At 69.0% G+C, this 19,546-nt stretch carries 20 protein-coding genes; 11 read left to right on the top strand and 9 right to left on the bottom strand.

Annotation, left to right across the window (positions count from 1 at the left end; translation table 11 throughout):
* Positions 1–4 precede the first annotated feature (4 nt).
* Both AORI_RS78365 and AORI_RS78370 read right to left on the bottom strand, forming a co-directional pair.
* Entirely contained in the window at positions 5–838 is an 834-nt protein-coding gene (locus AORI_RS78365) for a metal ABC transporter ATP-binding protein (RefSeq protein WP_016337730.1), read from the bottom strand.
* Positions 838–1,770: a metal ABC transporter solute-binding protein, Zn/Mn family gene (locus AORI_RS78370; protein ID WP_016337731.1), complete on the bottom strand. Its 933-nt coding sequence runs from the start codon at positions 1,768–1,770 to the stop codon at positions 838–840. The genes AORI_RS78365 and AORI_RS78370 overlap by 1 nt, the downstream gene beginning before the upstream one ends.
* Before the next feature lie 200 nt (positions 1,771–1,970).
* Here AORI_RS78370 and AORI_RS78375 point away from each other — a divergent pair, with 200 nt between their 5' ends.
* The 4 genes from AORI_RS78375 to AORI_RS78390 all read left to right on the top strand — a co-directional run bounded on the left by AORI_RS78375 (position 1,971) and on the right by AORI_RS78390 (position 5,672).
* Positions 1,971–3,071 carry a LacI family DNA-binding transcriptional regulator gene (locus AORI_RS78375; protein ID WP_005165317.1) on the top strand — a complete coding sequence of 367 codons (1,101 nt, stop codon included), beginning with the start codon at positions 1,971–1,973 and terminating at the stop codon, positions 3,069–3,071.
* A 51-nt stretch (positions 3,072–3,122) separates the two neighbouring features.
* Positions 3,123–3,614, top strand: a complete 492-nt coding sequence (locus AORI_RS78380) for a beta-class carbonic anhydrase (protein ID WP_016337733.1) — start codon at positions 3,123–3,125, stop codon at positions 3,612–3,614.
* Positions 3,615–3,745: 131 nt separating this feature from the next.
* The gene (locus AORI_RS78385; RefSeq protein WP_016337734.1) at positions 3,746–4,621 is read left to right on the top strand and encodes an HhH-GPD family protein; all 876 of its coding nucleotides are present in this window, start codon (positions 3,746–3,748) and stop codon (positions 4,619–4,621) included.
* Between the two features lie 88 nt (positions 4,622–4,709).
* The gene (locus tag AORI_RS78390; RefSeq protein WP_123798681.1) at positions 4,710–5,672 is read left to right on the top strand and encodes a peptidoglycan recognition protein family protein; all 963 of its coding nucleotides are present in this window, start codon (positions 4,710–4,712) and stop codon (positions 5,670–5,672) included.
* Here AORI_RS78390 and AORI_RS78395 read toward each other — a convergent pair.
* Positions 5,617–6,771, bottom strand: a complete 1,155-nt coding sequence (locus AORI_RS78395) for an MFS transporter (protein ID WP_016337737.1) — start codon at positions 6,769–6,771, stop codon at positions 5,617–5,619. The genes AORI_RS78390 and AORI_RS78395 overlap by 56 nt on opposite strands.
* A 166-nt stretch (positions 6,772–6,937) precedes the next feature.
* Between AORI_RS78395 and AORI_RS78400 the strand changes: the two genes are divergently transcribed.
* Entirely contained in the window at positions 6,938–8,377 is a 1,440-nt protein-coding gene (locus AORI_RS78400) for a M1 family metallopeptidase (protein WP_016337738.1), read from the top strand.
* Positions 8,378–8,601: 224 nt separating this feature from the next.
* Here AORI_RS78400 and AORI_RS78405 read toward each other — a convergent pair whose 3' ends face one another.
* The 3 genes from AORI_RS78405 to AORI_RS78415 are packed head-to-tail and all read right to left on the bottom strand — an operon-like array spanning position 8,602 to position 11,581.
* The gene (locus AORI_RS78405) at positions 8,602–9,582 is read right to left on the bottom strand and encodes a LysR family transcriptional regulator (protein WP_016337739.1); all 981 of its coding nucleotides are present in this window, start codon (positions 9,580–9,582) and stop codon (positions 8,602–8,604) included.
* Complete coding sequence (locus AORI_RS78410) at positions 9,579–10,892, bottom strand: purine-cytosine permease family protein (RefSeq protein ID WP_043848430.1); 1,314 nt, start codon at positions 10,890–10,892, stop codon at positions 9,579–9,581. Before AORI_RS78410 ends, AORI_RS78405 begins: the two co-directional genes overlap by 4 nt.
* Positions 10,893–10,894: 2 nt before the next feature.
* On the bottom strand, positions 10,895–11,581 hold the full coding sequence (locus AORI_RS78415) for a tRNA-dependent cyclodipeptide synthase (RefSeq protein WP_016337741.1): 687 nt from the start codon (positions 11,579–11,581) through the stop codon (positions 10,895–10,897).
* A gap of 159 nt (positions 11,582–11,740) precedes the next feature.
* Between AORI_RS78415 and AORI_RS78420 the strand changes: the two genes are divergently transcribed.
* The 3 genes from AORI_RS78420 (at position 11,741) to AORI_RS78430 (ending at position 13,585) form a co-directional block, all read left to right on the top strand.
* The gene (locus AORI_RS78420) at positions 11,741–12,694 is read left to right on the top strand and encodes a LysR family transcriptional regulator (protein ID WP_016337742.1); all 954 of its coding nucleotides are present in this window, start codon (positions 11,741–11,743) and stop codon (positions 12,692–12,694) included.
* A gap of 93 nt (positions 12,695–12,787) precedes the next feature.
* Complete coding sequence (locus AORI_RS78425; protein WP_016337743.1) at positions 12,788–13,138, top strand: rhodanese-like domain-containing protein; 351 nt, start codon at positions 12,788–12,790, stop codon at positions 13,136–13,138.
* Between the two features lie 12 nt (positions 13,139–13,150).
* Positions 13,151–13,585, top strand: coding sequence for a thioredoxin family protein (locus tag AORI_RS78430; protein ID WP_016337744.1), 435 nt, complete (start codon positions 13,151–13,153; stop codon positions 13,583–13,585).
* Here the strand turns inward: AORI_RS78430 and AORI_RS78435 are convergent.
* Positions 13,567–14,364, bottom strand: a complete 798-nt coding sequence (locus AORI_RS78435) for an alpha/beta fold hydrolase (protein ID WP_200870944.1) — start codon at positions 14,362–14,364, stop codon at positions 13,567–13,569. The two genes, AORI_RS78430 and AORI_RS78435, sit on opposite strands and share 19 nt — an antisense overlap.
* Between AORI_RS78435 and AORI_RS78440 the strand changes: the two genes are divergently transcribed.
* On the top strand, positions 14,363–15,805 hold the full coding sequence (locus AORI_RS78440; RefSeq protein WP_043848431.1) for a M1 family aminopeptidase: 1,443 nt from the start codon (positions 14,363–14,365) through the stop codon (positions 15,803–15,805). The two genes, AORI_RS78435 and AORI_RS78440, sit on opposite strands and share 2 nt — an antisense overlap.
* A gap of 22 nt (positions 15,806–15,827) precedes the next feature.
* Here the strand turns inward: AORI_RS78440 and AORI_RS78445 are convergent, their stop codons facing one another.
* Entirely contained in the window at positions 15,828–17,018 is a 1,191-nt protein-coding gene (locus tag AORI_RS78445; protein ID WP_043849223.1) for an FAD-dependent monooxygenase, read from the bottom strand.
* Positions 17,019–17,079: 61 nt separating this feature from the next.
* On the opposite strand from AORI_RS78445, the gene AORI_RS78450 reads away from it, so the two are divergent.
* Positions 17,080–17,388, top strand: a complete 309-nt coding sequence (locus AORI_RS78450) for an antibiotic biosynthesis monooxygenase family protein (protein WP_016337748.1) — start codon at positions 17,080–17,082, stop codon at positions 17,386–17,388.
* Positions 17,381–18,193 carry an SIR2 family NAD-dependent protein deacylase gene (locus AORI_RS78455; RefSeq protein WP_016337749.1) on the top strand — a complete coding sequence of 271 codons (813 nt, stop codon included), beginning with the start codon at positions 17,381–17,383 and terminating at the stop codon, positions 18,191–18,193. Before AORI_RS78450 ends, AORI_RS78455 begins: the two co-directional genes overlap by 8 nt.
* Before the next feature lie 277 nt (positions 18,194–18,470).
* On the opposite strand, the gene AORI_RS78460 is transcribed toward AORI_RS78455, so the two are convergent.
* On the bottom strand, positions 18,471–19,499 hold the full coding sequence (locus AORI_RS78460) for an endonuclease/exonuclease/phosphatase family protein (protein ID WP_016337750.1): 1,029 nt from the start codon (positions 19,497–19,499) through the stop codon (positions 18,471–18,473).
* Positions 19,500–19,546: the final 47 nt, after the last annotated feature.

A 19,546-nucleotide genomic window follows, 5' to 3' on the forward strand; every position in this document is an offset into this window, starting at 1 on the left:
GGTGCTAACTGGCCCGTTCGTCGATGTGGTGGGGTTCGTCCTCGCACAGCGCGCTTTGCGCCCCGGCGACGTGGATCTGCCCACCGACCTTGAGTACCTCGATCCGCGTCCCGTACAGCTCGGACAGCGTCTCCGAGTTCATCACCTCGTCCGGCTTGCCGACCCGGAACTGGCCGTTCACCAGATAGAGCACCCTGTCCACATAGGACAGGATCGGGTTGATCTCGTGGGTGACGAACAGGACGGCCGTCCCCGCCGAGGCCCGCCGCTCGTCGATCAGCTCGCTGACCGCGCGCTGGTGCGCGAGGTCGAGGGAGAGCAGCGGCTCGTCGCACAGCAGGACTTCGGGGTCGCCGACCAGCGACTGCGCGACGCGGAGCCGCTGCTGCTCGCCACCGGAAAGCCGCCCGACCGGCTGCTTCGCGTACGCCTGGGCGCCGACGGACTCGATCGCCTTCGCCACCAGCTGACGCCGCTTCGAAATCCCGAAGAGCCCGGTGCCCCACCGGTGCCCGTCCAGGCCGAGGCCGACCAGGTCCACCCCGCGCATCGTCAGGCCCTCGTCGAGGGCGCGCTGCTGCGGGATGTAGCCGATCCGCCGGTTGGTCCCGCCGGGGCGCCGCCCCGCGATCTCGACCGTGCCCTCGGGCAGCCCCTGCTGACCGAGCAGCACCTTGAGCAGGCTGCTCTTCCCGGAACCGTTGGGCCCGAGGATCGCGAGGAACTCGCCGGGCTCGACGTCGAGGTCGAGCCCGGACCAGAGGGTCCGGGTGCCGAACGCGAGGCTCGCCCCGCGGACACGGACCGCGGGGCGGGCTTCGGCGGGTACGGAGGTCACTACTTCAGTGCTCCGGCCAGCGCGTCCACTTCCTTGGTCATCCATGCAATGTAGTCGGTCACACCCTGCGGGAGCGTTTCGGTGACGTCGACGACCGCGATACCGGCGGTCTTGGCGTCGCCGACGACCTGCTGGGTGACCGGGGTGGTGGTCTGCGCGTTGTTGATCAGGGCCTTGACCTGCTTGCCGGAGATCAGCTGCTTGACCTCGTTCAGCGCGGCGGCGGGCACGTCCTGCTCCGCTTCCACGGCCTCGGCGAAGGCGGGCGGCGTCGCGTCGGTGACCTTCGCGCTGTCGAGCAGGTAGTGCGCGACCGGCTCGGTGGCGACGACCTTGGCGTTCGAGGCGCCCAGGCCCGAAACCTTCTTCAGCAGCTCCTGGGTCTTGCCCTTGAACGCCGTCGCGTTGGCAGTGAAGGCGTCCTTCGAGGCGGGCTGGATCTCGCCGAGCTTCGCGGCGACCTGGTCGGCGATCTTCTCGACACCGGGGAGGCTGTACCAGACGTGCTCGTTCTCGTTGCCGGTCGCGGCGATGTCGACGGCGACCAGCTTCTGCGCGCCGGTGGCTTGGTCGGCGAGCTTCGAGAAGAAGTCGTCGTAGCCGCCGCCGTTGGACAGCGTCAGCTTCGCGTTCTTCGCGGCGATGGCGTCGCTCGCGGTGGTCTCGTAGGAGTGCGGATCGGCCGAGGGGTCGTGGATGATCGAGGTGACCTCGACCTTGTCGCCGCCGACGGCGGTCACGACGCTGCCCCAGACGTCGGTCGAGGCGACGACCTTGATCTTCTCGCCACCACCCGGGTTCGCGGCGGACGCGTTCGGCGAACCGGAGCCCGTCGACGCCTTGTCGCTCGACGCGCAAGCCGTCGCGCCGAGCGCGAGGACGGCCAGGGCCGACACGGCCGCGAAAACACTCTTAGTACGGCGGGAATTCATTTACTGCACTCCTGCGGATGCCCAGGCCAGGTGTCCCCAATGCCGGGTAATGGAAACCGTTGTCAGATTCAACTGTACCCCATCCGGATTACCGCGTTCCCCGTCCAGGCGCGAGCTGTACCCAGGGTCACTCTGAATCGAGACCTGCCACACGTCGGGTGATGCTTCTGCAAAACGTTCTGAACCGTTACGGTTTGCGGATGGGCCGTCCTATCCGCACCAGGAGGCAGGCGACACTGGCGTCGTTGGCCGCAGAGCTCGGTGTGTCGAGGACCACCGTCTCCAACGCCTACAACCGACCCGACCAGCTGTCCCCTGAGCTGCGCCGCCGCGTCCTCGAGACCGCGCGCCGCCTCGGCTACCCGGGCCCGGACCCGGTGGCCCGTTCACTGCGGACGCGCAAGGCCGGCGCTGTCGGTCTTTTGCTCACCGAGAACCTCTCCTATGCCTTCCGCGACCCAGCCGCCGTCGGCGTGCTCGAAGGGCTCGCGCTGGCCTGCGAGGACGCGGGCGTCGGCCTGCACCTGGTCCCGGCCAGCCCGGGCCGTGAGGACGTCGCGGCCGTGCACCGTGCCGGTGTCGACGGCTTCGTCGTCTACTCGGTGCCCGACGACGACCCGCATCTGGGCGCCGTGCTGGAGCGCCCGGTGCCGACGGTGATCGTCGACCAGCCGCGGGTGGACGGCGTCGACCGGGTCGGCCCGGACGACGCGGCCGCGGTCACCGCCATGGCCGAGCACCTCATCTCGCTGGGCCACCGGCAGATCGGCGTGCTGTGCATGCGGCTGGCCCGCGAGCGCAACGACGACTTCGTCTCCATCCAGCGGCAGAGCGCCGCCCACTTCCACGTCCAGCGGATCCGGCTGGAGGCGCTGGCCGCCGCGTTCTCGGCGGCCGGGGTCGACTGGGCGACCGTGCCGGTGGTCGAGCGCTTCGACCACACCGTGGACGACGGCGCGTCGGCCGCGCGCCAGCTGCTGGACGCGTATCCGCAGGTCACGGCCGTGATCTGCACGTCGGACATCCTCGCCCTCGGCGCACTGGCCGAGGCGGAGCGCCGCGGGCTGCGGGTGCCGCAGGATCTGACGGTCACCGGGTTCGACGGCATCACCGAGGCCGAGCGTTCCGGGCTCACCACGGTCCACCAGCCGGTGCTCGAAAAGGGCAAGGCGGCGGGCAAGCTGCTGCTCAGCTCCGCCGACCGGGTCGGGCCGAAGGTGATCACCCTGCAGACGGAACTCCGCGTCGGGCGCACGTCCGCGCCGCCGCGGACGGCCGAGGAACGCTGGTTCGGGCCGTGATCCGCGTCCGCCCGCGTTGCCGTCGCCCGGCGCGTCGGTTCCAATGAACACGTGACCTCAATCGACGTACTGCTCAAGCGGAACCAGGAGCTGGGTGATGTCACTCCCGGTGACCGCTCGTCTCCGAGGCCATCGCTCCACGTGACGATCCTGACCTGCATGGACGCCCGGATCCGGGTGTTCGAGATCTTCGGCCTGATCCAGGGTGAAGCGCATATCCTGCGCAACGCGGGCGGCGTCGTCACCGACGACATGATCCGCTCGCTCGCGCTCAGCCAGCGGAAGCTCGGCACGCGTGAGGTGCTGATCGTGCAGCACACCGACTGCGGCCTGTCCATGGTCACCGAAGACGACTTCAAGGACGAACTCGAAGCCGCCAGCGGGCTGCGCCCGACGTGGTCGGTCGAGGCGTTCCGGGTGGTGGAGGACAGCGTGCGGCGGTCGGTGCAGCGCGTGCGGCGCAGCGACTTCCTGGCGCATACCGACAACGTGCGCGGCTTCGTCTACGACGTGAAGACGGGCCGCCTCAGCGAGGTCGAGTAGAGCTGAAGGGGACTTTCCCCGCATGCGATGTGGGGAAGGCGCCCTTCACCGCGTGAGACGAGGGGAAAGTCCCCTTCAGCTACGCCCTGGGCCCACGTTCGACGCGCGGGCGCACCTTTTAAGCTGGCCCGGTGGGCGTCGACGCGGATGTGCTGACCGGCTGGTTCGACGAAGTGGGGCGCGACCTGCCCTGGCGTGAACCGGAATGCTCCGCCTGGGGCGTGCTCGTCAGCGAGATCATGTTGCAGCAGACCCCGGTCGCGCGCGTCCAGCCGATCTGGCTCGAATGGATGGCGCGCTGGCCGGTGCCGTCGGCGCTGGCGGCGTCGTCGCAGGGCGAGGTCGTGCGCGCCTGGGGCAAACTCGGCTACCCGCGGCGCGCGCTCCGACTGCATGCCGCGGCGGCCGTCATCGCCGCCGAACACGGCGACGTCGTTCCGTCCGATGTGGACACTCTGCTCGCGTTGCCGGGTATCGGCGCGTACACCGCCCGCGCGGTCGCGGCCTTCGCCTACGGCAAGCGGGCGCCGGTGGTGGACACGAACGTCCGGCGCGTGGTCGCCAGGGCGGTACACGGCGCGGGTGACGCCGGGCCGCCGTCGAACACCCGCGACATGGCCGACGTCGAGGCGTTGCTCCCGCCGGAGGACGCGCCCGCGGCCAAACTCTCCGCGGCACTGATGGAACTCGGCGCCCTCGTCTGCACCGCGCGCTCGCCGCGCTGCGCCGACTGCCCGATCTTCGAAGACTGCGCTTGGCAGCACGCGGGCAGACCCGCCTACGCCGGGCCCGCGAAGCAGGTCCAGAAGTTCGCCGGCACCGACCGCCAGGTGCGCGGTCTGCTGCTCGACGTCCTGCGCGGCAGCGAAGGCCCGGTCGAGAAGGCGCGGCTCGATCTCGTGTGGCACGAATCCGGGCAGCGCGACCGGTGCCTCGACTCCCTGCTCGTCGACGGCCTCCTCGAACAGACCCGGGACGGCCTGTTCGCCCTCCCCGGCGAACACTAACGCATTACGACAAAAGTTGGTCAATGGTTGTCATCGGCGCGGTGGCGGGTTAGTTTTCCGGCCAACGCGCATGATGGGAGTTACGCCCGTGGCCGACTTCGACCGACGTACCGCGCTCAAGGGCGGCCTGACGGTAAGCGCCGTCGGGCTACTGGGGACAGCGACGATTTCCGCCGCCGATGCGGCGTCCGGGGTGGCGGAACCGAAGATCTACGGAACAGCCGCGTGGAACGCGCGGCCGCCGAGCGGGGCGATCGAGGTACAGAACCACAAACCGACGTACATCGTCGTGCACCACACGGTCGAGCCCGGGAACGTCACCGACTACACGCTCGAACACGCCTTCTGGGCGTCACGTTCGATCCAGAACTTCCACATGGACACCCGTGGCTGGATCGACACCGGCCAGCAGTTCACGAACAGCCGCGGCGGGCACATCACCGAAGGGCGGCACCGCAGCCTGGAGATCCTGCGCGGCGGGACCCAGCACGTGCTGGGCGCGAACGTGGGCAACAACAACAGCACCTGCATCGGGATCGAGAACGAGGGCCTCTACAGCAAAGAGGACGTCACGCCCGCGCTTTGGGACTCGCTGGTGAAGCTGGTCGCGTACATCGCGTCGCAGTACGACATCTCGCCGGAGTTCATCAAGGGGCACCGGGACTTCAACTCGACCGAATGCCCGGGAACCGTGCTGTACAACCGGCTTCCCGAACTGCGCACGGAGGTCGGCAAGCTGCTGGGCACCGCGTCGCCCAAGGTGGACCTGCCGGAGTGGCCGCTGCTCAAACCCGGCGACTCCGGGCCTCGTGTGCGGACGGCGCAGGAACTCCTGCGGGCTCGCGGTTTCGCGGTCCCGGTCGACGGCCTGTTCGGACAGTCCACAAAGGACGCGGTCGCCGCGGTGGCGGCCCGGAACGGGTTGGAACGCGATGCCTGCGGTGCGACGGCGGCGACCGACGAGACCGGCTTCCTCGGCTCCGACGTCTGGCCGCTCATCGTCGGCTCCGGCACCGATCCGCGGGCACTGAAAGCACGACTCGCCGGCTGAACAGCAGCGGCACGAGGATCAGCAAGGCCGCGCACCACGGGAGCGACGACGTTCCCAGCGGCAGCAGCAGCCCGCCGACGAGGGCTCCCCCGGCGACGGCGCCGTTCCAGGCCGCGATCGTGAGCGACTGGGCGGCGTCGGCCGTGGGGCCCGCGAGCACCGCGGTGACGGCCTGGAAAGCGGTCGGCGCGCCGCCGAATCCCAGGCCCCACAAGCCCGCGGCGGCCAGCACCAGTCCGTGGACGCCGTCGCTGATCCCCATCAGGACGATGGCGGCGGCGGTCGCGACGGAGCACGACAGGAGCACGGCGCGCGGACGGCTGTCGAGTGCGGAGCCGACCGCGATCAACCCGCCCACCGTGGCGCAGCCGAACACCAGGAGCGCGGCGCCCAGCATCTGCTCCACGCCCAGCCCGGCGAGCACCGGGCCGATGTAGGTGTAGGCCACGTTGTGCCCCAAGGAGAACAGCGCCACCGTCGCCAGTACGGGGCGCATTCCCGGCAGCCTCGACGCGGCCAGCGGGCGGGTGACTTCCGTCCGTTCCGCGGGTACGGCGGGCACCACGACGGACACCCACGCCAGCAACGGCACGGAGATCAGTGCCATCGCGGCGAACGCCCAGCGCCAGTCGGCGAATTCACCGAGCGCGGTACCGGCGGGCACGCCCAGCGCGAAGCCGATCGGTGTGCCGGACATGGCCACGGCCAGCGCGCGCCCGGTGAGTCCCGCTGGAGCGAGCCGCATCGCATAACCCGCGACCAGCGACCACATCACCCCGGTCAGCGCACCGGAAACGACCCGAGTGGCCAGGATCAGCGGGTACGACGAGGACACGGCGATCACCAGATTGGTCGCCAGGAAGCCGAAGATCAGCACCAGCAGCAGGCGTTTGCGCGGCACCCGGAGGGTCGCGCCGGTGAGCGGGACGGCGGTGAGCGCGGTCGTGATCGCGTAGACCGTCACCAGCTGCCCGGTGGCCGACGGCGAAACGCCCAGCTCCTCGGACATGCCCAGCAACAGCCCGGCGGGCAGCACTTCGGTGAGGCAGCCGAGGAACACCGTGGTCGTCAGCGCGAGCAGCGCCGGGAGGGGCAGCATGCCCCGACGATCTCTTCCCCTGGGCGACGCGGGTAGTCCCTGGCGGGTATGCCGCGCGGTTATCGGCCTGGATAACCCGGCGGCATGACGGACTGACAGTGCCGCGCGCCGCGCGGGCGTACGCACGATGGCCGGGCATCCTCCCCGTTAGAGAGAAGGCTCGTTCATGACCGTGCGGATTCGGTGGCAGGAGCCACTGTGCACCGCGTTGCTCGCCACCACGATGCTCGGCGCCTGCCCGGCCTCGGCGGTGGCCAAGCCGGCCCCCGGCAGCGACGGGTACGTGCACGTCTCACCCGACGGCACCGTCCTCGGACCCGATCCTTACTACCCGAAGGACGGCAACGGCGGCTACGACGTCGATCGGTACTCACTCGCGTTGGACTACGCGCCGTACTCGATGTTCTTGAGCGGCAAGGCGACCATCACCGCGACCGCGACACAGGACCTGGACCGGTTCGACCTCGATCTGCGTGGTCTCACCGTCCGGTCGGTCACCGTCGACGGCGTGGCCGCGGCGTTCCGCCGGGAGGGCGAACACGAGCTGGTGATCACGCCTCGCACCCCGCTCGCCAACGGAGCGCGGTTCACCGTGGTGGTCGGTTACGACGGGCGTCCGGAACCGATCCCCACCGCGCGGGGACGCGTCGGCTGGCTGGCCGCGTACGGCGATTCCGCCGTCGCCACCGGGCAGCCGCGTTCGGCGATGACCTGGTTCCCCGTCAACGGTACCGAGGTCGACAAAGCGACCCTGCGCGTCTCCGTCACCGTCCTGGACGAATTCTCCGTGCTGGGCAACGGTTTCCAGGTCTCCGACGTACCCGCGGGAGTCGGGCGGCACACCGTCACCTGGTCGGAGGAAACCGCCCTCGCGCCGAGCACGGCGATGCTCGGCATCGGCCGCTGGGAAGTCGAGAGGATCACCCTTCCCGGTGGGCGGACCGCGATCAACGCCTACCACCCGTGCGCCGTGGACAAGCGGAAGATCGGCGGGCGGCTGCCCGAGGTGCTGGAATTCCTCACCGGGAAGTTCGGCGACTATCCGCAGTCGGCGGCGGGCGGGCTCTTTCTCGACCGCTCCCTCGGCTACACGCACGGCGCCCAGACCAGGCCGGTGTACGGCCGCGCCGCCACCATCGCCGATCTCGTGTACGCCAGCGCGTACCAATGGTGGGGCGCCGGCGTGAGCGGCAAGATGTGGCGCGACGCGCTGATGCCCGAGTCCATCGCGCGGTACGCGGTGTGGCTGTGGGACGAGAAGAACGGCGTCGATCTGGATCGGCGTTACCGCGAAATGGTCGCGAAAGTGCGCGACGACGCGGCTTTCTGGGCGCCGAAGCTCACCGATCCGGGCAAGGGCATGGAATTCGCGCCCACGGCCAAAGCGGTGCTGATGGTGCACGCGCTGCGCCGTCTCGTCGGCGACGACGCATTCTTCCATATCCTGGCGGGCTTTCCGGTGATCAACCCGCAGGGAAACCAGAACTGGCACGACTTCGAGCTCTACGTCTCCGCGATGACGCAACGCGATCTCGGCGAGTTCACCCACGCCTGGCTGGACGGCACGGTGCGGCCGCCGGACTCGCTGCTGTTTCCCGGGAGCTGAACGACCTCGTGAGTGGTGAGGACAGTGGTTCTATTCAGGGGTAAGGCAGAGGTGTCGTGATCGCGGGCGGGTCGGTGATGAGGCGAAGGCTCCCTTCGCCGCGTCTAATGCGGTGAAGGGAGCCTTCACCCCGGTCACCCACCCGCGCCGACCCCCTTGGTGTCCCTTGTGGACGGTGAGCCGCGCACAACACACCACCTTTGCCTTACCGCCCAAAACCGTCCTCACCACTCACGAGGCCTGTCCAGGTACTCGGCATAAACGGGTGCCGTCCGCGCCTCGGCCCAGTACGCGTCGACCACCGCGGAGAGCAGCTCTTCCCGCCGCCCCGCCACGAAAGTCTCCTTGTTCCAAGCGAGAACATGCCTGCGCGGCAACACATCCCCGCGCAGCGGCCGCGTCACGATGCCGTGGTCACCCGGGTCGCAGATCGGCTGGGACAGCCCGATCGCACCCGCCTTGACCACCAGCAGCGCCACCTGCTGCGAAGTCACCTGATGGGTGAATTTCGGCGTGAAGCCGTGCCGCGCGCAGGTGTCGGCGAAGTACTTGGTGAACGTGGCCGCCGACGAATCGGACACCATCACCCACGATTCGTCCCGCAGGTCGCGCAGGTCGACGACCTTCTCCCGCGCCAACGGGTGACAGGCGGGCAGCAGGACGAAGGTCGGCTCGGTCACCACCACCGCGGTGTCCACGTTCGCGGGGATTTCGAGCTCGTAGCCAGGATAGTCCTTGACCAGCGCCAATTCCGCGCGGCGCTGGGCCAGCAGCGGCAACAGCCGCTCGGGATGGTCGTCGTGCACGACCTGCACCTCGGTGACCTCCGGCCACAACCGGGTCACCAGCGACGGCAGGCACGCCACCAGCGCGCTGGCCACCGCGGCCACCCGGACGACGGCGGGCGGGCCGCTGGGGCAGACGCGCTGCTCGATGTCTTCGAGCAGTTTGTCCAGCTGTGGCAGCAAAGCGGCGGTGCGGCGCAACAGCAGCTCCCCCATCGGGGTCGGGGTCACGCCGCCCTCGCACCGATCGAATAGCTGGTAGCCCAGCATGTTCTCCAGCCGTTTGAGTTGCGCGGAAACCGCGGGCTGGGTGACGCCCAGCGCGATCGCGGCACGGGAAAGGCTGCCCGTGTCCGCGATCGCCCGGATCACCCGCAGGTGGTGGACATCCAGCTGTACGACGTCGAACTCCTTTGTCACGAACGGGTTTTCGACCCGCCGGAAGAAGTCGTGGCCGCGGGAACCGCCGCGGCCGTGGTCCGTCTGCCGAGAAGAACATACAGCAGAAAAGCGCCGAAAACGGAGTTCACCGTGGGGATCCCCCATGGCAGCCAGATCCCCACCGCCGCTCCGGCCGCCCAGCAGATCAGCGCGGCGGGCACCCAGGACGGGCAGGTGGACGGCAGCTCCCCCGACGCGCGGCCGGCCTCCAGATCCGGTTTCCAGCGCCGGACCACGTAGTACTCGGCGATCACCACCCCCGCCACCGGCGGCGTGAGCACGCCGACCCACGTCAGGAAGGTGGTGAAGTGGTCGAGGATGCCGATCGCGGAGAGCACCGTGCCGAGGCCGCCGAGCAGCAGCGTCGCGGTGGTGCGGTCCAGCCGCCGGGACAGCAGCACCTGCACGGCGTTCACCAGCCCGAGCGAGGACGAATAGAGGTTCCAGTCGTTGATCTTCAGGATCGCGGTGACCAGGATCAGCGTGCCGAGCACCCCGGACGACGAGGTGATGATCCCGACCACGTCGGCGCTTTTCGCCGCGTGCGCGAGCAGCACCCCGATCAGGCCGATCAGGTATTGGCCGAGGGTGACGCTGACCAGGGTCTGCTTCACCACGTCGGACGCGGTGCGGTTGAACCGGGTCATGTCCGGCGTCATGATCGCGCCCATGATGAAGGCGCCCGCCACCAGCGTGGTGCCCTGCGCCAGCGACATCGCCGGGCCCGGCGGCGGCTCGGACATCAGCGTTGGCAGCGAATGGTCGCCGAGGGCGGAGATGATCGAAAACCCCGCCAGCGCCAGGAAAGCGGGCACCGTCAGATACGCCGTCCAGGCCATCGCGTGGAAGCCGAACACGACGATCGCGGTGACCAGCGCACCGCCCGCGAGCGCCCACACCCACACCGGCGGGCCGCCCATCAACGCGTGCAGACCGTGGGCGAAGACGTCGTTCTGCACCCCGAACCAGCCGGCCAGGCTCACCGTCATCAGGAGCCCCACCAGCGACGATCCGCCGGTGCCGAAGCCGGCCCAGCGCGCGAGCACCGACGTCGAAAGCCCTTCCCGCGTGCCGGCGACCCCCATCAGGATGGTGATGATCTCCAGCAGCACGGAGCCGATCGTGATGGCGAGTACCGCCTCCCAGAACGTCATCCCGAAGCCCAGCACCGCGCCGAGCAGGAACTGATGGAACGAGGAAACCTGCCCGAACCGTTGCAGGGCGACGGAAACCCAGGAGTAGCGGCGGTCGGCGGGCACCCGGCGCAGGGAGAAGTCGTCGTGTTCCACGCTCACTCCACCGGTTCCGGGACGGCTTGTTCGAGGACGACGAAACCTTGGCCCGGCAACGGCCGCCACGAGAGTTCGCCGCGGTAGAGCCGTTCGAGGAAGCCGACCCGCTGGTGATAGGCGAACACGGAGCTTTCGACGCCGGCCACGGCGACGGTGCCGACGAACATCGGCAACTCGGCGAGGAAGTACCGGACCGCGCTGCGCAGCTGGTCACGAGTGGGGTGTTCGCCTTCGGGCAGGCGCCGGTCCAGCACCCAGCCCGTGGCGCCGAGGCACTGCTCGGCGAACTCCGGATCGGTGGCGAACCGGTGGTGCGCCTCGGAAAGCAGGCCGAGATACGCGCTGTCGGCCTCCAGCACCGAGGCGTCCAGTATCAACGTGTGCGGATCTGAAGGGCAGACCTGCTGTAGCGCGCGGACGATCTTGTTACGCGTGTAATTCCCCTGCCGTTGCGCCTTTTGCGCGGCGCGGACCGGGTCGTAACCGAGCGCTTCGAGCGTGAACGCGGACGGGCCGTCCGGGACGAAGAAATGGAATCCCCGAAAGGCCGACATGGCCCAGCGGGCGAGATCGGCGATACGTTCCACGGTGAAATGGCTGTTGAACGGGCTGACGCCGAGACAAACGTGCTCGGCCCGCGCCAGCGGATCGGCGCAATGCTCCGTGAGTGGCAGTGGTCGCGGCAAGACGGCTCCTGATTCGCGTGATCTGCAAGGCGTCGACCGAACGTAGCCACGGCACGGTCGTGCGGGTATTGCCGTCGAATGTTGTCACCGGGTTATGAGAAATCGGCTGTCTCTACTTTCGGGGGTGCCGGGCGCGAACCGGTCGCGGTATACGAAGTCATGGAGATTCAGGTTCGGCATCTTCGCGTGATCTGTGAGATCGCCGCCGCCGGCAGTCTCAATCGTGCCGCGGCCGGGCTGGGGCTCGGTCAACCGGCGCTCAGCCACCAGTTGCGCCGGATCGAGCGGATGGTCGGCGGCCCGCTGTTCCACCGCGACCAGCAGGGGGTGCGGCCCACCGAACTCGGCGCCCTGATCCTGCGGCGGGCACGCGCGATCGTGCTCACCTTCGACGAACTGGAGCACGACTTCCACCGCCAGGAACCCGAGACGGGCGAATCGATCCGGATCGGCTGGAACGACAGCGCCATCACGGGTTCGCTGCTCGGCGGCCTGCGCGACCTGCGCCCCGGCGAGCCGTTCCGCACGCGCGCCGACACTTCGCGCACGCGGCTGCTGGCGCAGGTCGCGAACCGGGGCATCGACCTCGCGCTGATCATGATCTGCGGCCGTCGCGGTCTTCCGGTACCACCGGAAGTGCGGACGCTGACCCTGGTCGAGGAGCCGTCTTTCGTCGCCATCCCCGCGGAACACCCGCTCGCCGGCGAAGAGGAGATCGAGCTCGCCGAACTCGCCGGGGAGGACTGGATCGTGTCGAGCGGCGGCGACGGCTGCCGGGTGGTGTTCCGGGAAATGTGTCTCGCGCACGGTTTCGATCCGCGGATCAGCCACGACGTCGACATCGACACCGTGCGGGAAGACCTGGTCAGCGGCGGATACGGGGTCGGGCTGGTCCAGCCGACCCGGCCACCGGCGGACGGGCTGGCCATCCGGCCGCTGGCGGGCGCGCCGATGTGCGTGCGGCATGTGCTCGCGTGGCGGGAAGACGGTCCGTGCGCACGCGGTGTCCCGGAACTCGCCACCGAGGCGAGGGCGGGCTATTGGCGGCTCGCCGAACGGACGGCGTCGTACCGCTCCTGGCTGCACCGCCACGGCAGGGTGGCCGCCGGATAACCCCTCGGCATGCCGAGGCGGCACTAGAGCGTGTCCCGCGAGGCGGCCGACGATGTGAATCGTCAATCACGGTCGCCGGAAAGAAGGGGCACCATGCTGCCGTTGATCACCCGTACGGAACTGCTTTCCCGGATGGAGTCCGGCTCGGTGGTCGTGGTCGACACGATGCCGGTCGCCTATTTCGAAAAGGAGCATCTGCCGGAAGCGCGCAACATTCCGGGTTTCCCGTACGAGCAGGCCGCCGAATTCACCGACCGGCTGGCACCCACGGTGCTTCCGGACAAGGGCGCCGCGATCGTCGTCTATTGCGCGAACACGCCGTGCCGCAACAGCGAATTCGTCGGACGGCGCCTGCTGGAGCTCGGATACACGAACGTCCGCAAGTACCGCGAAGGCATCGAAGACTGGGTCGCGAACGATCTTCCGACCTGGTCTTCGTCCTGAAAGGAGATCGTCTTGTCCAAGGTCAAACGATTCGTCTGCGTGCTGGCCGGTGCGCTGGCACTCGTCACCGGATTCGGCGGCGGCGTGGCTTCGGCCGCACCGAAGGCCGAGAACGTGAAGACGGTGACCTCGGCCAACTACGCCGAGGTCATGAACATCTCGAAGCAGAAGCTGGTCATCATGGACTTCGGCGCGACCTGGTGCCCGCCGTGCCGCCAGATGAAGCCGGTGATCGAGCGGCTCGCCGGTGAATACGGCGGGCGGTTCCTGCTGGGCGAGGTCGACGTCGACCAGAGCCGTGACCTGTCCACCCGGTACAACATCCGCTATCTCCCGACGCTGGTCGGCGTCCGCAACGCCGCCGAACTGCCGTCGTCGCGGAACATCGGTTACCCGGGCGAAGCGCGGTTGCGCGCCTGGATCGACGCTCAGCTCGCGAAGGGCTGACCGATGACGTCGGAGAGAAACGCTTCGACGGCACCGAGGTAGGTCTCCGGCGCTTCGTCGTGCACCACGTGCCCGGCGCCTTGGACGACGATGTGCCGTCCGAGGCCGCCGGGCACACGGGCGGCCAGTTCGGCCTGCTGGCCGTGCGGCATCGCGGTGCGTTCGCCCTCGATCGCGAGCAGCGGACACTTGACGCGTTCGACGAACTCCCAGAAATCACGCCGTCCCCACTCGGCGGCGATCTCGTACAGGTCCGTGAGCGACGCGATGAGGTGGTAGCCGTCTTCGCGTTCCTCGACGCACTCGATGAAGTAGTCGCCGGTGTCGCCGAAGAACTCGCGCACGTGGGCCAGCGACCGGAACGGGACCGGCCACGACTCGAAGTACCCGCGCCAGGTGTCCACGGTCCGGCCGCGCTGATCCGGCGCGAAGTCCTCGCAGACCACGGCGCGGACGAGCTCGGGATGCGTGGCCGCGGTGACCCACGCGTGCAGGCCGCCCATCGAATGTCCGATCAGGACCGCGGGTTCGTCGAGGGTCCGCAGCACCTCGGCGACGTCGTCGGCGAACCGTTCGGTGCGCCAGGGCCCGCCGCGCGGCCCGCGCCCGTGCCCGCGCGCGTCCAGGCCGTGGACACGCCCGTACGGTTCGAGCCTTCGCGCGACCCGCCACCACGTCGTCGCCCTGCCCATCAACCCGTGCAGAAGGACGATCGGCGGCCCGTCGCCGCCGAAAGTGACCAACCCGTCGCGCTGAATCACCACTAAGCTCCCCTCCATGCGCAGCCGTGTCCCCGCCGCCGGTCTCGTCCTGGGGGTCGTCTGCGCCCTGATTATCGGCTGCAGTGCCGATCCTCCTCCGGCCACGCCCCCTCCGCCGCCGCCGATGAACCCGGCGCCGGGTGCTCCTGGCGCGGGCGACCCGTACTACCCGATGGACGGCAACGGCGGCTACGACGCGACCGAATACCAGGTCGGGATCACTTACGACCCCGCGAAAGGGCGTCTCGACGGCGACACCACGGTGATCGCGAAAGCGACCCAAGACCTCAATCGGTACAACTTGGACTTACGCGGCTTGACGGTCCAATCCGTTGAAGTGGACGGGAAACCGGCGAAGTTCGCCCGCGAGGGCGAGTTCGAGCTGGTGGTGACACCCGCCGAGCCGATCCGGAACGGGACCTCCTTCCGCACGAAGGTCCTCTACGGCGGAGACCCTTCGGCGACGCCCAAGGCGGGTGGCAGCGAGAACGGCTGGCAGAAGTCGAAGGACGGCGGCGCGTTCATCGTCGGCGAGCCGCATTCGGCGTCGTTCTGGTATCCCGTCAACGAGACCCCGCGCGACAAGGCGATGTTCACCCTCACCGCCCGCGTGCCGGACGGCTGGACCGTCATCTCGAACGGGCGCGAGATCCAGAAGGCCGCGGCGAACGGCTGGACGACGACGTCCTGGCAGGAGCGGACCCCCGTGGCGGCGTACCTGACCACGGTGGCGATCGACAAGTTCACCGTCGACCGGATGGCGCTCCCGGACGGGACACCGGTGGTCAACGCGTACGCGCCGGGCGCCGAGGACCGGCGCGACACCGGCAGGCGGCTGCCGGAGATCATCGGCTTCCTGAGCTCGAAGTTCGGGCCGTATCCGGTGGACGCGGCGGGCGGTATCTATCTCGACGAGGACATCCACTTCTCGCTGGAGACCCAGACCAGGCCGACCTACGCGAAATGGGCCGACCTGATCACCGTGGTGCACGAAACCGCGCACCAGTGGTTCGGCGATTCGGTGACGCTGAATTCGTGGTCGGACATCTGCCTCAACGAATGTCTCGCTTCGTACGCGCAGTGGCTGTGGCAGGAGTCGCGGGACAACGAGGACCTGGACGTCCGTTATCGCGCCGCGCTGGAGATCATGCGGGGCAGCGCGGATTTCTGGAAGCCGAAGCTGGTCGGCATGGGGGCCGGGCAGGAATTCCGCGGCGTCTACGACAAGGGGATCCTGGCCGTGCACGCGCTGCGGCGAAAGATCGGCGAAGGCGCGTTCGCGCGGCTGCTGAAGGAATGGCCTGCGGCGTACCGGAACGCCAACGCGACCTGGGCGGACTTCGAGGCGTTCACGATCAAGCTTTCGGAGCAGGACCTGCGGCCGTTCTTCGACGCGTGGTTCCACGGGACGACGATCCCGCCGGACGCCGAACTGCTTCCAGGCACCCTGCGCGGCTGACGCCACCCACGCATTTAGTCCTCTAAATGCGGGGGTAGTCCGGCAGGTCGATGCCGTTCACGACGTCCCGCATCTTCCGCGAGGCCAGCGCGGCGAAGGGCTTCAGCCGCATGACCCGCATCGCCAGGTACCGCATCCGCAAGCCCGTCCGCGATTTCGCGAAGATCGACTCCGCGTTCTCCCGCCCCAGCTCCTGCGTCTTCTCGACGAACTCGCGCATGACGGCTTCGTAGCGCTTCAGCCCGGTGTCGAGACCGGCGGCGAGTTCCCCGGCGAGCACGTACGCGCCGACGAACGCCAGGCTCGTGCCCTGCCCGGACAGCGGCGACGGGCAGAAAGCGGCGTCGCCCAGCAGCCCGACACGGCCTCGCGACCAGGAGTCCATGATCACCTGGGCGCACGAGTCGAAGTAGAAGTCGGGCGCCTCGTCCATCCGGTCGAGCAGCCAGGGCGCCTCCCACTCCATCCCGGCGGCGAACCGCCGGACCAGCGCCTTCTGTGCCTCGACGTCGCGATAGTCGTAGTCGATTTTCGGCGAAGCGAACCCGAAGTACGCCATCGCCTCGTCGCCGTCGCGGACGGCACGGATCCCGGCGGACCGGCCGACGTCGTCGTAGCCGACGGCCCAGTTCCGCAGGCCGAGCCGGTTCGGCACGGTGAAGAACGCCAGGTACGAACCCAGATGCCGGACGAACCGCGACTCCTCGCCGAAGGCCAGTGCCCGCACGCCCGAATGCAGCCCGTCCGCCCCGATGACCAGGTCGAACGTCGCCCTCGAACCACTCGCGAAGGTGACGCCGACACCGTCGTCCCGCTCGTCCAGCGCGGTGATCCGGTCGCCGAAGACGTACTCCGTCCGCTCTTTGGTCGCTTCGTAGAGCACTTCGGTCAGGTCGCCGCGGAGGATCTCGATCTCCGCGACGACACCGTCGCCGTCGAAGTCGTCGGCGCGGATGGTGGCCTTCGTGCGGTTCTTCCGGTCGACGAGCGTCTCGCCCTTCGTGTCCGTGCAGGCCGCGCGGATGCGTTCGTCCAGCCCCATCCGGCGGGCGACCTCCTTGGCCGTTCCGCGCAGGTCGACGGCCTGGCCGCCGGGGCGCAACGACGGCGCGCGCTCCACGACGGTCACCTGGAAGCCGTACCGGGTGAGCCAGAAGGCCAAGGCCGGTCCGGCGACGCTCGCTCCGGAGATGAGGATCTTGGTGTCAGCCATCGTCTGGAAGGTCCCACGCATCACATCGCGGCGCAAAAGGATTTCGTCGTAGGCTGGCGGCATGGCTGTCGTGAAGATCAACGCGATCGAGGTCCCCGAAGGCGCTGGCCCCGAGCTGGAGAAGCGGTTCGCCGCGCGGCTGCACGCCGTCGACAACCAGCCCGGCTTCCTCGGCTTCGAGCTGCTCCGCCCGGTCTCCGGCGAGTCGCGCTACTTCGTCTACACCAAGTGGGAGTCCGAAGAGGCGTACCAGGCGTGGGCGTCCGGCCCGGCGCGTGAGGCGCACGCGGGCGAGCGCGCGAAGCCAGTCTCCACGGGTGCGAACCTGCTGGAATTCGAGGTCGTCCAGGCTTCGAAGCCGGGTGAGTGAACTCGAACGAGCCGCGGAACTGATCGACGGCGCCGGCGCGCTGCTCGTCTGTGCCGGCGCCGGGATGGGCGTCGACTCCGGCCTGCCCGATTTCCGGGGCGATGAAGGTTTCTGGAAGGCGTATCCGCCGTATGAGCGGCTGGGCATCAGCTTCGTCGAGCTCGCCGACCCTCGGCATTTCGCCGAAGATCCCGAGCTGGCCTGGGGTTTCTACGGGCACCGGCTCGCGCTGTACCGCGCCACCGTGCCGCACGACGGGTTCCGGCTACTGCTGTCCTGGGGAGCACGGAAACCGGGCGGCACCCGCGCGTTCACGTCCAATGTGGACGGACAATTCCAGAAGGCGGGTTATCCGCACGTCGCCGAGGCGCACGGCTCCATCCATCATCTGCAGTGCCTCGACAGGTGCACCAAGGAGATCTGGCCCGCGGACGACGTCGAGGTCCCGATCGGCGAAGACACCATGCGCGCGCAGGCGCCCTTGCCGTCCTGTCCGCGCTGCGGCGGTCTCGCCCGGCCCAACATCCTGATGTTCGGCGACTACGACTGGCTCGGGCAGCGCAGCCAGGCCCAGCTCGACGAGCTGAACGCGTGGCGCCGCGCGCATCGCGACCTCGTGGTGGTGGAACTCGGCGCCGGGCAGGCCGTGCCGACGGTGCGGCGGTATTCGGAGCTGGCCAGCGCCGCGACCGGCGCCCTGGTGCGGATCAACCCGCGTGAACCCGGGATCCGGCACGGCCGCGGCGTTTCCCTCGCGACCAACGGCCTGGAAACGCTCGAAGCGCTGGACGCCCTGCTCAGCTAGGCCCAGGTCCTTGCCTTCCGGTCTCGGGGTGGATGAAGGGGACTTTCACCGCATGCGACGCGGGTAAAGCGCCCTTCACCGCGTGGGTGAGGGACCGTGCCATGAACATCCACAAGGTGCACCTGAACCGGCGACACCGTCCAGGTCGCGCCCGCGTCACCCGAGCGCGCTCTCCGGGGCGCCCGCGGGCAGCTGTCCCGGGACACAGGCCGCGAGCAGCGACAAGGCCAGAATTCCCCAGAGCTTCCTCATCAGCGGGAAGCCTGCCAGCGGAAGGTCACTTTCCGGGCAGGACGATTTCCGCGTAGACGGCGTCGTGATCGCTCCCCGGCGTCTCCAGCACCTTGAAGTCCGCGATGGCCGTCCGTTTGTCCGCCAGCACGTGGTCGATCGCCACCGGCGGCGCGATCCCGTTCGTCCAGGTCCCCTGCAAGGCCTTCCCCAGCTCATCGGCCGCGTCCACGTATCCCCTGGTCAGCAGCTCGCGGAAGAGCGCGTGGTCGAGGCTCGCGTTGAAGTCGCCCGCCAGGATCCTGATGTCGTGCTCGGCGTCGGCGTACGGCAGGTCCTTGGCCTCGGCGACCCACTCGTACCGGTCCCACATCGGCGCCGACGGATGGACCGCGACGACCTCGACGCGGACGCCGTCCCCCAGATCCACGCTCGCGCTCGGCTGCTTGTGATCCGAGTCGCCGCTCAGCTTCAACGGCGTGAGCGGGTACTTCGACACCAGCCCGGAGCCGGACGCCCACTCGGCCGGATGCAGCACGCGGTACGGCAGGACCTGGAACAGCCCCGCCCGGTCGAGCGCGGTGATCGCCTCGGGGGTCAGCTCGGTCAGGCTCAGGACGTCGACCTGGTGTTCCTTCACGTAGCCGACGATCCTGTCCGGATCCGCCCCGCCGCCGAGCATGTTCGACGCCAGGACGCGGACGTGCTTCCCGTCGAGCGCCTTCTGCTCGTTCGCGAACGCGCGCGGCAGGACCATCGACGCGATCGTGCAGGTCAGCGCCAGTGCGACGACCGCGGTCCACCAGCGCCGCAGGCCCAGCGCGAGGAGGCCGAGCACGAGCGTCGCGATCCCGGCGTACGGGGTGAGCGCGAGCGCCGCGATCGTGTACGTGTTGCCGTCGTAGCCGACCAGCCGCAGCGCGGTCAGCACCGCGAACGGAACGACCGCCGCGATGAGGATCCCGCCGGCCAGCTTCCGTCCGGTGCCGGGACGCGCCGCCGGACGAACCGGACGTTCTTCGATCACCATGCCGTCGAGTATGCCGATCACGCGCGCCGGGGCGGCGGTCTCCACAACACCTTCACAACCTCCTCACACGGCGTCTACCAGCGCTTATCAGC

The sequence above is a fragment of the Amycolatopsis keratiniphila genome (genome assembly GCF_000400635.2).
GTDB classification, from domain to species: domain Bacteria; phylum Actinomycetota; class Actinomycetes; order Mycobacteriales; family Pseudonocardiaceae; genus Amycolatopsis; species Amycolatopsis keratiniphila.